Annotated in this window: 10 protein-coding genes; 8 read left to right on the forward strand and 2 right to left on the reverse strand. The window is 45.0% G+C overall.

Translation table 11 applies throughout. From position 1 onward, the window contains the following. Positions 1–135: 135 nt before the first annotated feature. The 8 genes from C7Y69_RS10365 (at position 136) to C7Y69_RS10400 (ending at position 10,466) form a co-directional block, all read left to right on the forward strand. Complete coding sequence (locus tag C7Y69_RS10365; protein ID WP_126872654.1) at positions 136–1,599, forward strand: protein adenylyltransferase SelO; 1,464 nt, start codon at positions 136–138, stop codon at positions 1,597–1,599. Continuing rightward, a complete protein-coding gene (locus tag C7Y69_RS10370) occupies positions 1,587–1,895 on the forward strand; it encodes a DUF3630 family protein (protein ID WP_013786032.1) in 309 nt (102 codons plus the stop codon). The genes C7Y69_RS10365 and C7Y69_RS10370 overlap by 13 nt, the downstream gene beginning before the upstream one ends. A gap of 123 nt (positions 1,896–2,018) precedes the next feature. Further along, entirely contained in the window at positions 2,019–4,859 is a 2,841-nt protein-coding gene (locus C7Y69_RS10375) for a putative bifunctional diguanylate cyclase/phosphodiesterase (protein WP_126872655.1), read from the forward strand. Between the two features lie 153 nt (positions 4,860–5,012). Then, entirely contained in the window at positions 5,013–5,627 is a 615-nt protein-coding gene (gene ribA / locus C7Y69_RS10380) for a GTP cyclohydrolase II (protein WP_013786034.1), read from the forward strand. Positions 5,628–5,790: 163 nt separating this feature from the next. After that, positions 5,791–7,149 (forward strand): DUF3300 domain-containing protein, encoded by a 1,359-nt coding sequence (locus tag C7Y69_RS10385; protein ID WP_126872656.1) that lies wholly within the window; start codon positions 5,791–5,793, stop codon positions 7,147–7,149. 145 nt (positions 7,150–7,294) lie between these two features. After that, positions 7,295–8,284 carry a zinc transporter ZntB gene (locus C7Y69_RS10390; RefSeq protein ID WP_082605070.1) on the forward strand — a complete coding sequence of 330 codons (990 nt, stop codon included), beginning with the start codon at positions 7,295–7,297 and terminating at the stop codon, positions 8,282–8,284. Between the two features lie 167 nt (positions 8,285–8,451). Continuing rightward, entirely contained in the window at positions 8,452–9,933 is a 1,482-nt protein-coding gene (locus tag C7Y69_RS10395; protein ID WP_126872657.1) for a methyl-accepting chemotaxis protein, read from the forward strand. Further along, entirely contained in the window at positions 9,933–10,466 is a 534-nt protein-coding gene (locus tag C7Y69_RS10400) for a DUF6436 domain-containing protein (protein ID WP_013786038.1), read from the forward strand. Before C7Y69_RS10395 ends, C7Y69_RS10400 begins: the two co-directional genes overlap by 1 nt. Here C7Y69_RS10400 and C7Y69_RS10405 read toward each other — a convergent pair. Both C7Y69_RS10405 and C7Y69_RS10410 read right to left on the reverse strand, forming a co-directional pair. Continuing rightward, the gene (locus C7Y69_RS10405; RefSeq protein WP_126872658.1) at positions 10,463–11,431 is read right to left on the reverse strand and encodes a histone deacetylase family protein; all 969 of its coding nucleotides are present in this window, start codon (positions 11,429–11,431) and stop codon (positions 10,463–10,465) included. The two genes, C7Y69_RS10400 and C7Y69_RS10405, sit on opposite strands and share 4 nt — an antisense overlap. Beyond that, positions 11,428–13,269 (reverse strand): bifunctional acetyl-CoA hydrolase/transferase family protein/GNAT family N-acetyltransferase, encoded by a 1,842-nt coding sequence (locus tag C7Y69_RS10410; RefSeq protein ID WP_013786040.1) that lies wholly within the window; start codon positions 13,267–13,269, stop codon positions 11,428–11,430. The genes C7Y69_RS10405 and C7Y69_RS10410 overlap by 4 nt, the downstream gene beginning before the upstream one ends. Between the last annotated feature and the right edge of the window lie 82 nt (positions 13,270–13,351).

Consider the following 13,351-nt stretch of genomic DNA (forward strand, 5'->3'; position numbering starts at 1 on the left):
AGAGGGGAAGTTTAATTTTAATCTGTGATAAGTTGCACTGTGTCTCACTGATGTAAATGGCGCTTTTATTAGCCTTCACATTTTGCTACTTTCCGCCCTATAGATTGTGACACGCCATCGGGAAACGACTAACTAATGGGTTTATTAAATCGCTATGCAGAAACCCTATCGGAACTGGGTAGCTTTGTACTTCCAGCACCGCTTAAAGACATGCGAGTAGGCTTGTTTAACACCACCCTAGCCAACGAGCTTGCACTTCCTGAACACTTGCTGCAGCCTCAAACTATGCTTGATTGGCTACACTCTCCTGTTACGCCCCTTACACAACAGGCATTTGCACAAAAATACGGTGGCCACCAGTTTGGTCAATGGAACCCTGAATTAGGCGATGGCCGTGGACTGCTTTTAGCAGAAGTTATCGATTCAAACGCGCAGCCCCACGATCTCCATTTAAAAGGCGCCGGCCCTACCCCCTACTCTAGGCACGCTGATGGGCGTGCCGTACTACGTTCTACATTAAGGGAGTATATTGGCGCTGAGGCACAGCATTATTTAGGTATTCCCTCTAGCCGTTCGCTGTGTCTTTTTACTAGTGAAGATACCGTGTACCGAGAGCGCCCTGAAACCGGTGCCATGATGATAAGAACCGCCCCTAGCCATATCCGCTTCGGTCACTTTGAATATTATTTTTATGCCAGTCAAAAAGATAAATTACAGCGGTTACTCGACTTCACCATTGAGCATCATTTTGCCGAATGCAAAGCGGCAACAAATCCTTATGCTGCTTTACTAGGCGCAGTAGTAACGCGTACTGCTAGATTAGTCGCGTTGTGGCAAACCCACGGTTTTGTGCATGGCGTAATGAACACAGACAATATGTCTATTCATGGCATTACCTTTGATTATGGGCCGTTTGCCTTTTTGGATAATTACGAGCCTGGCGCGGTCTTTAATCACTCTGACCATCAAGGCCGCTATGCCTTTAATCAACAGCCGGGTATTGCCCTTTGGAACTTAAATGCCCTTGCCCATGCCTTTTCAGGACATTGCTCTGTTGATGAAATAAAAGCCGCTTTATCTACCTTCGAGCCAACTTTCATTTCCCAATATCAACACTTGATGCTATCTCGTATGGGCATTGAGACTAATGAGAAAGAGCAAAGCCTTGCTGTCATGCAGTCTTGGCTACAAATACTTGAGACCAAGAATCTAGATTACACGTATTGCTTCCGTCAGTTGGCGTTGGCAGATATAAACAAGGCTCAGTGTCCTTTTCACGATATCTTCGTTAGTCAGGAAAACAGGTTCAAACAAGTAACACTTGTTGATCAAGAAAAAGCAGATGCATGGTGGGAAAGCTACCGTAAGCTGCGTTTAGCAAGAGAAGAAGAAACTGAGCTCTTGTCGCTAAACCCTGCGGTCATTCCTCGTACTCATTTACTTCAACAGGCGATTGAATTAGCCGAAAAGGGTGACTTCTCACTCTCTGATTCTTTGTTAGAAGCTACTAGCACACCATATGATGCTAGATGGGATACGCATCCCTTTTCAAAGCCACCTTCATCATCAACGAACACGAGTTTGTCATGCAGCAGTTAACCATTCAAAACCTCAAAGCCTTGTCGAAAATAAACGGCCACGCTTTGTTTATCGATACCCCACTTCCCAGTACACCGTTAAAAACTCAGCAATGGGAGCAAACCTTCTGTACGCTTTTTAATTTAACCGCGACAAATCAAGAGTGGGGAGCCGACCGCTATCAAGTTACGTTAAGTAACGGCAGCTTCAGCTGTATGTTGTTTATCGAATGGCTTTGCGAAGCCATTTGGCTTGAGCCAATAGGAAGTAATGAAAATGCGCAGGACCTGTATGACTATCTATTTGATGAAACGTGAATGACTTTTCATCATTCTTTTCATTATTTCTTTCCCCAAAAACAGGATCTTCCGTTACTATTAGTTTACTGATCTTTGAGAATTTACGTTAATAAGGTAGCTATGCCATTCAAAAGAAAAGGAATGTTGGCATTCTTCATTGCTTGTATCACCTTATCTACTTGGGCGTTAAGCGACGCCATCCAAAATTCGGCTGTTGCATCAGAGCTTACCATTGACCAATCTTTTCGTGTCGCCACCATTAACGAAAGCAGTTCGTTTTTTGTCGCGCATAAATCCATGACGTACTTAGATGTCCTTCATCCTTCTAGCCCCTTAACCAGCAGTATTCCGCTTGATAGAAATAATAGTCGACTCTGGATTTCTAATGAATTAAGGAACGAGGGATTTAGCACTATTCCCCTAGTGCTAAATATAGACAGGCTTAATATTAACGACCTTCAAATTTATTTGCTTGATGGCAATGCTCGAATCATTAAGTCTTATCGTTACCAAGCGGGTAAAGGGGATTTTTCACTAAAGAAACCTTTCTCTGCCATCCGCTTAAGCTTTTCACTAACGCCACAAGAAAATGTTCGGCTGGTTATTGGCGTATATGATGATGGTCTTCGCTATTTCCCAATTTCGCTATGGGAAAAACAGGCGATTGAACAATACGATGAAACCTTGCTTATTCTACTTGGCATCGTACTGGGTATGCTCACGGTATTAACTGGCTATTTCCTGCTGTCTTACTTATATCAGCGCACCCCAGCCCGTTTCTGGTTGGCGGTAACCAACTTTGTATTGTTTGCGCTGTTTTTTATGGCGCAAGGCGGGCTTGCGACATGGCCTTCTTTAACTAATGCGAGCGAAATAACCTTTGCGGTACTCATTAGCCTTAGCTTTGTGACACTCGCAAAAGTGACCCACAGTTTGTTTTCCCCTATTCCATTAGTGCTAAGAATACTTACCTTTGCACTCCCTATTGGTATGGCTATCGCGGCAGTATCAACGAGCGCGTACGATGCAACCCGCATCCTTTTTGCCGCCAGCCCGTTTATTGCTGCTTATCATATTGGCTTAGCATTTATTTTTAAGGATAAACAAAATCTTGCATCAAGCCGATTGTTCGCCTTCGCCTGGGTGTTCGTATTCATGCTTTATGCGGTATTCGTAAAAATCGCCTTCGACAATGCCTTTTACACCGCCCCCATTGTCATGATTATTCTAACCCTGCTGACCTTGTCCCTTCTTTGCATCGGGTTTGCCGTTGAATTAAAAGAGCAGAACGTGAGCCGGTTACGATTGTCTGAAAGTGAAGCTACGATCAGCAGCCTTCATCACTTTTACGATTTGTTTAGAAATTCCAGTGAAGGCCTTTACACCTCTACCCTAGACGGGGAATTAAAGACAGTTAACCCTGCCATGTGCGCCCTGTTTGGCTATACCGATGAAGCGAAAATGTTAGCAGAAGTAAAAAACACCAAGCAGTTTTACGCTAATGCGGAAGACCGCGACGTACTGGTAGGAGAACTACTTCATAGCGGGCAGGTAGCGGCGCGGGAAATTAAAGGAATGCGCGCCAACGGTAGTGCATTTTGGTTTTCCATATCTTGTCAGGTACGAGAAAATGAAAGTGGTAGTTTTTTATATGGCTCTATTATCGATGTTACGGAGAAAAAGCAGTCAGACTCTAGTCTACAATTTATGGCGACACACGACTCGCTAACTGGAGTTTATAATAGGCGTCAGTTTGAAACTACTCTGACCGCTAGACTAAGCGAGAAGTCACCCATTCCACCGTGCGTGCTGTATCTCGATTTAGATCGCTTTAAAATTGTTAACGACACCTCTGGTCATAAGGCAGGCGATGCCCTTATTAAAGATATTGCTCACTTGCTAGAAAAATCACTTCCTAATGAGGCAATGCTAGCGCGGATAAGCGGCGATGAATTTGGTGTTATTTTTGAAAACCAGCCTGAAGAACAAGCTTACTTACAGGCAACCGCATTATTAAATGCCGTTCAGGATTACCGCTTTTCATGGGAAAACCGCATATTTAGCTTGGGGGTTAGCATTGGCATGGTAGTGTGCACCGACCCCGACGCCAGTGCAGAGCAATATATCTGCATGGCAGATGCCGCGTGTTATTACGCCAAAGAGCAGGGGCGTAATCAAATTCATAAGTACAGCAAAGACGATGAAAGCATGCTGCGCTACCAAAATGAGCTGGATTGGGTAAACAGCATTCAATCGGCATTATCAGAAGACAGATTCTTACTTTACTACCAGCCGCTTAGACCATTAAGTCGACCCAATGACGGCCATTATTATGAAGTGCTTCTGCGCATGAAAGAAACTGATGGTCGCATTGTAGAGCCCGCCGCATTTCTGCCTACCGCTGAACGCTTCGAGATGAACGTGAAAATAGATAAGTGGGTTATTGTTAATACCTTTAATTGGCTAAGTGAGCATCCCGAGCATTTGGCTGAACTCAAGCGCTGTAGTATTAATTTAAACTGCCATTCCTTAGCCGACAGAGACTTCAAACTTTTCGTGTTAAACGCGTTTGAGCGTTATAAAATACCTTACGATAAAATTTGCTTCGAGATGATTGAGTCTGTCGCCATTATCAAGATGGAATACACTATCGACTTCATGCGTACTTTCCATCGTTTAGGCTGTTCATTTGCGTTAGATGATTTTGGCAGAGGGTTTGCGTCATATGGTTATCTAAAACACCTGCCTGTCGATATTGTCAAAATTGACGGTACCTTCATTAAAGACATGCGAGCAGATCCTGTTGATGTCGCTATGGTGTCTTCCATTAAAGATGTCGCCAAAGCCCTAGGAATGCAGACTGTAGGTGAGTTTGTAGAGTCTGATGCCACTATGACACAGCTAGGTAATATGGGCATCGATTTCGCCCAAGGTTACGGTGTAGCTGAGCCCGCGTTGCTTGACGACTTCAAACCGTTATAACCTAAAACCGATTAGGCTATGGTATTGCTACACTTTAAAAGGGGTATATTGTAACATTCGCGAATTAATGAATGGGAGCTGTACCTGTCTCAAGCCCTTGTAAAAGGCAAGAACACCCCCACATAACGCTTATGATCCAGGTGTAGAAGTAACATGAGCAGCAAACAACCTAAATACGAATATGTCAGTTCCGCAAAATTACCCACTCGTCATGGTAATTTTAAAATCCATGGTTTCGTTGAAACCAGTGGACAGGAGCACGTGGCGCTTTCCTATGGTGAATGGAAAGAAAACGATGTAGTGCCCATCCGCATTCATTCTGAGTGTCTAACGGGAGATGCACTTTTCAGCACCCGTTGCGACTGTGGTTTTCAGTTAGAAAAAGCCATGCAAAACATTGCCGAAAATGGTTTTGGTGTGTTGCTTTACCTTCGTCAGGAAGGTCGTGGTATTGGGTTGCTGAATAAAATTCGCGCTTATAATTTACAAGATAGCGGCATGGATACGGTTGAAGCCAACGAACATTTAGGTTTTGATGCCGACTTACGTAGCTATGATATTTGTAAGCTAATGCTTGATACCTTGGGTGTACAGCGCGTTGAGTTGATGACCAATAATCCCAAGAAGCTAGCGGCGTTAAAATCGTTAGGCATTGATGTAGTGGCACGTAAACCTATCGATCATGGTATTACAAAAGACAATAAGAACTACATCAAAACCAAGACTGAAAAACTTGGACATGCATTCGACCCCCACTCTTTTAAGTAAGTCACTTTTCCATTCACTCTATTCCAACCTGAATAACATTAATTCAGGTTGGTTCAGGTTACGTTAATACCAGAAGCGTTATAACACATACAGACTTTGTGACATTGCCTGTAAAAAGTGCTTAGTTTAAGCATTTCCATGCAGAGTAATGTAAGGAGAACGTATGAAAAAACTGACTTTAGCTTTACTCGTAGCCATGGGAACCCTATCTACTTCATTCCCCATGCTGGCTTCAGCATCAGTTGAGCCAGAAACTAAGGTAGATAACTACCAGTATTCAGACGCTGAGCTAGATAGCTTACTTGCGCCTATTGCACTTTACCCTGACACCTTGCTTACTCATATTATGATTGCGGCCACCTACCCTCTTGATGTAGTGGCAGCAGACAGGTGGCGTCAAAGCAATTTGCACCTTACCCCTGAACAAGTAGAGCAAGCGCTAGACCCGGTTACGTGGGATCCGAGTGTAAAAGCCTTGGCTGCATTTACCGATATTCTGCACACCATGGCCGAAGATCTTAATTGGTTACAGCAACTTGGTGATAACGTGCTAATTAGTGAAGCCCGTGTACTGGATAGAGTGCAGTTGCTTCGCCAACACGCCCTTAACACCGGTAACTTACAATCGAATGATTATCTTGAAGTCGAACGTGAGATAGAACAAGAGCGCAGCGTGATTGTTATCGCACCTCGCCATAGAGATGTGGTTTACGTGCCTTACTACGACCCGCTTATTGTGTTTGGGCTTTGGTCTCATGCCATAGCGCCTGTGCACTGGCATCATAGGGTTAGCTACCGTCATCGCGGGAATTTTTTCTGGGCACCGCAAGTTAGGCTTTCAAGCTTCTTCTATTTTGGTGGTATTCGTTGGAGCAATCGCCATGTAGTGATCCACAGAGAACCAGTGCGCCATTATTACAGAGGCACCCCCAATAAACGCGTTTATAGCAAAGGTTATCAGCGCTGGCAGCATAATGCTGACCACCGCAGAGCCCGCTACTCTAACCGCGTAGTACATAGTGCGCCTAAACGATATAGCGCCAATCGTTCAGTGAAAGTAAGAAGCAACGAGCGTGGTAACACTAGGGTTATCAACGCTAAGTCTTCAAGGCACACGCAGACAAGCATTTCTCAAAATAATCATCGAAACATACAACACAATAACCAACTTAAAGGGCAAACTTCGCGCAATGTAAATGTGGCAAACAAGCAGTTAAAAACACCACGAACAGTCACGACTACTAAGACCATGAAGCGTGAGAGTAATAAGGCTTCAGGGCAGAAGTACCAGCAAGGCGCTTCTACTCATGTAAAGCGGGCGCAAACTAGCGCTAGAAATACGCAAACTAGGGATACTCGTACAGCGTCTAACCGTTCGTCAATGTCGCAACAACGTGCTACACGAAATGTTGATCGCAGCACTAGTCGTGACAGAAGCGTAAGTCGAGAGAGAAGCGTAAGCAGGCAAAGCAACGTTAACCGTAACAGAAGCGGGCAAAGCAAATCTCATTCACAGAAGTAGGTTGAGACTAAACCGGTTGAGGCAAACACGCCACCAACGTAAAAACCAAACGCGCCTTGTTCATACAGGCGCGTTTGTTTTTAGATGGCAAGCGGCTTTATCTCTGCGTAGTATGAGGTAACTTTTTCTGATGGTAATGGTTCATATGCACGCAGCCTCAACTCCTCAAGCCTTATTATGGGCTTATTTACTATCTCCCAATGGTGAAACTAAAACCATTGAAGCGAAAGCCATTCCCGACGCCTTAGCACAATGTTCGTTCAGCGATGAATACCTTTGGTTGCATGTCCAATCAGATGCTGAAGACGCTGGCACCTTATTGCAATCTAGTGGCTTACACCAAACGGTTATAGACAGCTTACTTGCTTTAGAGACAAGGCCAAGAGCCATGACCCTACATCAGGGAACCTTGGTGTATTTGCGAGGCATCAATAAAAACCCTGATGCCGACCCAGAAGATATGGTGTCGCTACGTACGTGGTACAACAAAAATATTATTGTAAGTGCTCGGCGTAAAAACAGGCGATTAGCCTCCATTCAAAACCTTCGAGATGAAATAGCTTCGGCACAGGTACCTATAAGCCCATCAGCACTATTGCTGAACATGATCACGAAAGTCGCTGACACCATTTTGGACACGGTAGATGAAATGGACGAGAGCCTAGTAGGGTTTGAAACCCGTGAACAACTTCGAAAGGAAGATAGGCAAAATTTATCTATTGTAAGACGCCAAGCCGCATCTATCAGGCGCTACCTTGCGCCACAACGTGATGCGTTAGATGCCCTACTTCGTTTACCCGATGCGTTATCGCAAAATCAGAGTTTTGAACTGCGTGAGCAAACCGACCGCATGAGCCGGTATGTAGAAGATATGGACTTATTGCGAGAAAGAGCAATTGTACTTCAAGACGAATTGCGAAACCGAATAGCGGAACAACAAGGCGTGCGCATGTACGTATTGTCGATGGTAACGGCGATTTTCTTGCCCTTGTCGTTTTTAACGGGTGTGTTCGGCATGAACGTAGGCGGATTACCGGGTACCGAATCTGCCAATGCTTTTTTATATTTAATGCTTGGAATGGGAGCGCTAAGCATCTGCATGTTGGTAGCGATGCTGTGGAAGCGCTGGCTGTAGCTAGCGTTTAACCAACCATTAAAATTCATTAAAAATAATTAACATTCAACGCATTAGTACAAAGGCTAATAGATTTTAATTTTTTTAATCGTATGATTGGTCAAAATAGCGCGCTTTGCATTTCTTGCCTACACTTAGGCAAACTGCTTTAGTGGAGAGAAAACAATATGCAGTACCCTTGGATACTAGAAGGACACAAGATCTTTCGAGTGGTAATACTGATCCAACTAGTCATTTCTTTTGTTATTGGCTTCGTGACAGGCGATATCTTCACTGCCGTGGTGCTTGGCATTCCTATCGCTGCTCTACCTCTTTACTTCAGCTTTCAACAGCCCCAGTCGGTTATTAGCCGTCGTGCGGTTGCCATTGGCATACAATTACTCACAGCGCTGCATATTCATCAAACCTTCGGGCTTATTGAAATGCACTTTGAAATATTCGTGACACTGGCGTTTCTTTCTTATTTCAGAGACTGGAAGGTTATTGCAACCGCCACTGCCGTGGTTGCGGTACATCACATCAGCTTTTATATTCTTGCTACGCAAGGTGCTCCTGTATTTATCTTTCAAGAGGGAGACCTAACGTTCCCTATATTATTAATGCACGCGGCTTTTGCAGTAGCGGAAGGTGGCCTTTTGATGTACATGACCAAACAAGCCCATCAAGAAGGTGCTGGCGCCGCAGAGTTACGTATCGCTATAGAGAATATGCAGAAATCTGAAGGGCAAATAGATTTATCTGTATCCTTTGAGAGAGAAAACGAAATACTTCGTCCATTTGGCGAACTTATTGACCAAGTTAAAGACTTGGTTGCTTTAGCGTCTTCATTAATGAATGAAGTCGTTAAAGGTTGTGAGAAAATGGAAACGGCGGCTAGCAATATGTTTGAGATTAGCCGCAATACCGACCAAGAAATTGCCATGGTGTCTGCTTCGTCTGAAGAAATTGCGCAAACCATGCAAATGTCTGCCGAACAAACCACCCGTGCTAGCGACAAAGCGTCTGCTGCAGAGGCCTCTTCAGGTTCAACTCGCGACACTATTGTAACCACCAGTCGAACCATAGATTCGCTGCGTAGTACGTTAAACAACGCCGCAAAAACTAATACGGCCCTTAACGAGCAATGTTCGCACATTTCAGAAGCTATGCGTGCCATAACGTCAGTAGCAGAGCAGACTAACCTACTGGCGCTAAACGCGGCCATCGAGTCGGCGCGTGCTGGTGAGCACGGTAGAGGGTTTGCAGTGGTTGCTGATGAAGTGCGTACCTTGGCCATTCGTTCAAAAGAAAGTGCTGATCAAATCACCTCGGTAACCGAGCAATTAGTAAGTCAAACGGCAAGTTCGGTAGACCAGATGCAAACCTGTATTCAGCTTGTTGATGAAGCTGTACTGTCGGCTGATACTGCTACCCAAGCAATGTCTGAAATCACCACGCAAATTCAGTTTGCCAGTGAAAGCATGACTGAAATTGCCACCTCTGCCGTTGAGCAAGAAACCGCATCGGCTTCCATCGCACAAAGTACAGCTCGGTTAAGTGAACTGACTTCTGAAGAGCTCGCTACGGCGGAATCGTTGTCAGCAGAAGTGGAAATTTTGTCTCAAATTTCACAACAGATGCGCGGTGCTATAGGTCGCTTTAAGCTGTAATGTCGAAAAAGGGAAGTTGGACGCTGTTGCTGGTATGGGCAATTAGTTTACTAAGTGCTGTTTTGTTTTATAGCCAGCGTCAAATTTCTGAGTTCGACCCTAAAGGCACCTTGCTGCATCAATCAACAAGCGTCACCTTTGACGCTTCGTTGATATCTCTGCTTAAAGACTATGATGTGCCTGCTGGCAGTATTGTTCATGTGGGTACGCAGGAAAAGTGTTATTGCGACACCCTTACCGATTCTCATCAAACTCAGCTGATCAACAACCTAGGTCAATTAGGCTACAGCGGCTTGACGCTAGACATTGAAGATGTGCCAGAACTCGCCTCTATATTGCCTTCGGTACCTACCCTTATTGTTGTAGACACCCAGTATAACCTTCGCTATTTAGGGCCTTACGCTACGGGGTACGGTTGTTTTACCGGTAAAAATTTAGTGGATGAAATTAGCGGGTATGCAACAAGTTCGTCTTACATCAATGCCGTGGTGAAAACCGACGCCGATGGGTGTTTTTGCAACCCGCACCGTTAGGGGTGAGATAGCCCTTTTAAATGTGCTACTACACTGCGCCCAAGTGCGCTTAAATCGTATCCTCCTTCAAGCGTACTCACAACACGGCCATTACAGCAACTATCAGCAACACGCCTGATACGCTGGCTCACCCAAAAATAATCATCTTCGGTAAGGCGAAGGTGCGCCATAGGATCTTCAGCATGGCCATCAAATCCTGCCGATATAAAGATAAGCTCGGGATGAAAATTCTCTAGCGCATTAAACCAATGGGATACTTTTTCTCGAAATACTTCGCCGGTAGAACCCGCTTCTATAGGCACAGATAAAATATTGCTTGCTGACACAGGCGCACCGCTATGAGGATAAAACGGGTGCTGAAAACTAGAACACATCATGATGCGTTGATCCCCTGCGATAATATTTTCAGTGCCATTACCGTGATGAACATCGAAATCGATAATTGCCACACGAGAAAGCTGATAGTTTTGTAGAGCATAGCGTGCAGCTATGGCTACATTATTAAATAGGCAAAAGCCCATTGAGCCATCGTAGGTAGCATGATGCCCAGGCGGACGCGCTAAACAAAAGGCCTGCCTATCATCGCCCTGCATGGCCCAATCTACGGCATTACAACCTGCCCCTGCCGATTCTAATGCGGCGGGCAAAGTATATTCCATCATGCCGGTATCATCATCTAACCAAGTGACTGGGTTGTTGTCTTTATGATTTGCATCAGGGTGTGCTTTTGCTGATGCAGACAGATGCTGCGCCCGGGCAAATACACTTTGCACGTACTCTGGGCTATGCGCCAAGGTAAGGTAAGCCTCAGCGATAGGCTTTGCATCCGCGTGTTCACACACCATTTCTAAACCCGATGCTAATAGCTGGTCGTCTATTGCATATAACCTATCTGGCGACTCAGGGTGTTCTGGGCCTAAGTCATGTTTAACGCCATGTTTAGTGCGATAAATTCGAATGGTCATGGTAACTCACTCACGTTTAATACCAATTCAACGTCACTGGGGTCACCGGTAAAAAGCCGTTTAAACTGCATTTGTTCAAAGATTGTGATCATGGGGGTATTTTCTCCCCTGACATAGGCCACCATTTGATTTATTTCACGCGCTTTCGCTATACGAATGAGTTCGTTCAACAGCCGACTTGCCATGCCTTTACCCTGCTGTGTTTCTCGGGTAACAAACGCCACTTCACAGGAGTTATTGCTGGCGTTGTAATAAAACCGGCCCACGGCATGAATGGTAATTCGAGACCCTTCTTGGCGCACTATGCACAAGGCCACGTCAGAGGTTTGATCTACACTCACCAAGTTACACGACTTCTCTCTCGACATTTGTTTGGGGTCGTAGTTGTAGCGAAGTCGCAGGGTTTCTTTGGTGTGCGAATAAAAAAACTCTTGAAGGCGGCGTTCATCAGCGGGATTCAGCGGGCGCATATAAAATTTTTCGCCTTGAATATTTAGCCGTTTAAGCTGAATAGCGCCTAGCTCGGGAATATCTGTCGGGTACTTTTCTTGGTAATGCGGTACCCAATAATGCTGCCTGACTTCTTCCAATAGCTGAGATCTGAACTTAGGGTGCGCTACTCGAATAAGCTCTAGCGCTCGCTCACGAATACTTTTACCTTTAAGAGACGCAATACCGTACTCGGTAACAACATATTGCACGTTGCCCCGCGAGGTTACTACCCCAGCCCCTTCAGCAAGACGTGGCGTAATGCGAGATATGGTTTCATTTTTTGCCGTTGATGGCAGCGCAATAATGGCTTTCCCCCCTTTGCTAATAGATGCGCCTGTTACAAAATCGACCTGCCCCCCAATACCACTATAAAAATCATATCCTAGCGAGTCGGCAACCACCTGCCCCGTTAAATCGACTTCCAACGCACTATTAATCGCCACCATATTGTCGTTCTTGGCAACATTGGTGGGTTTATTCACATAACTGCTAGGGTAAAATTCAATATGCGGGTTGTTATCGATTAAATCGTAGAGCTTACGGGTACCAATAGCGAAACTGGTTACCACCTTGCCTGGGTGGAAGGTTTTTTTCTTATTAGTAACCGCACCTGATGCTAACAACTCAATAATACTGTCGGTAAGCATTTCGCTGTGAATACCTAAATCTTTGTGATGGCACAGGTATTTAAGGGTGGCACTTGGAATTTTACCAATACCAAATTGCAAGGTAGCGCCATCATCAACCAACATGGAAACGTACTGCCCAATACGTTCGGCCACGCTATCAATAGGTGGCGGCATAACTTCAACTAAGGGTTCGTTCGCTTCAATACATGCGGTAATTTCACTGACGTGAATATAGGAATGACCAGCCGTTCGGGGAACTTGCGGGTTAATTTGTGCAATCACATATTTACTTTGACGCACTGCCGACATGGCAATATCAACCGCCGCACCTAAGGAGCAATAGCCGAATTCATCAGGAGGACTTACATTTACCAGCGCGGCGTCTAAAGACAGCGTGCCATCACTAAACAAACTTGAAATTTCAGAGAGAAAAACTGGGGTGTAATCGGCTCTGCCTTCATCAACAGCTTGCCGCATCGCTTGACCACCAATAAAGAAGGTATTGGCTTTAAATAGATTTTTGTACTCATCATTGACCCAGCGCGTATCGCCAAGTGCAAGCATGTGTACTAGTTCAATATCGCTAAAGCCATCGCTATTATCAATTAGGTGCTGAATCAGTGCGTAAGGTACTGATGCATTACCACCCACAAATAATCGACAACCCGACTTTATCAGCGCTTTCCAATCTGGTTCAGACGGTAAACCTATTGCCATACCCTCGGCCTTATTCCCGCTAATCTGTACCGCTATAATGACACATTTTTCCTGTTGTGCGTTACCAAGCTGGTAAGACAAC

The sequence above is a fragment of the Alteromonas sp. KS69 genome (genome assembly GCF_003989595.1).
GTDB lineage: Bacteria > Pseudomonadota > Gammaproteobacteria > Enterobacterales > Alteromonadaceae > Alteromonas > Alteromonas naphthalenivorans.

Coding starts and splice junctions, on each gene's coding strand:
- C7Y69_RS10365 (WP_126872654.1), top strand. CDS start 136: ATGGGTTTATTAAATCGCTATGCAGAAACCCTATCGGAACTGGGTAGC.
- C7Y69_RS10370 (WP_013786032.1), top strand. CDS start 1,587: ATGCAGCAGTTAACCATTCAAAACCTCAAAGCCTTGTCGAAAATAAAC.
- C7Y69_RS10375 (WP_126872655.1), top strand. CDS start 2,019: ATGTTGGCATTCTTCATTGCTTGTATCACCTTATCTACTTGGGCGTTA.
- ribA (WP_013786034.1), top strand. CDS start 5,013: ATGAGCAGCAAACAACCTAAATACGAATATGTCAGTTCCGCAAAATTA.
- C7Y69_RS10385 (WP_126872656.1), top strand. CDS start 5,791: ATGAAAAAACTGACTTTAGCTTTACTCGTAGCCATGGGAACCCTATCT.
- C7Y69_RS10390 (WP_082605070.1), top strand. CDS start 7,295: ATGCACGCAGCCTCAACTCCTCAAGCCTTATTATGGGCTTATTTACTA.
- C7Y69_RS10395 (WP_126872657.1), top strand. CDS start 8,452: ATGCAGTACCCTTGGATACTAGAAGGACACAAGATCTTTCGAGTGGTA.
- C7Y69_RS10400 (WP_013786038.1), top strand. CDS start 9,933: ATGTCGAAAAAGGGAAGTTGGACGCTGTTGCTGGTATGGGCAATTAGT.
- C7Y69_RS10405 (WP_126872658.1), bottom strand. CDS start 11,431: ATGACCATTCGAATTTATCGCACTAAACATGGCGTTAAACATGACTTA.
- C7Y69_RS10410 (WP_013786040.1), bottom strand. CDS start 13,269: ATGGCAATAGGTTTACCGTCTGAACCAGATTGGAAAGCGCTGATAAAG.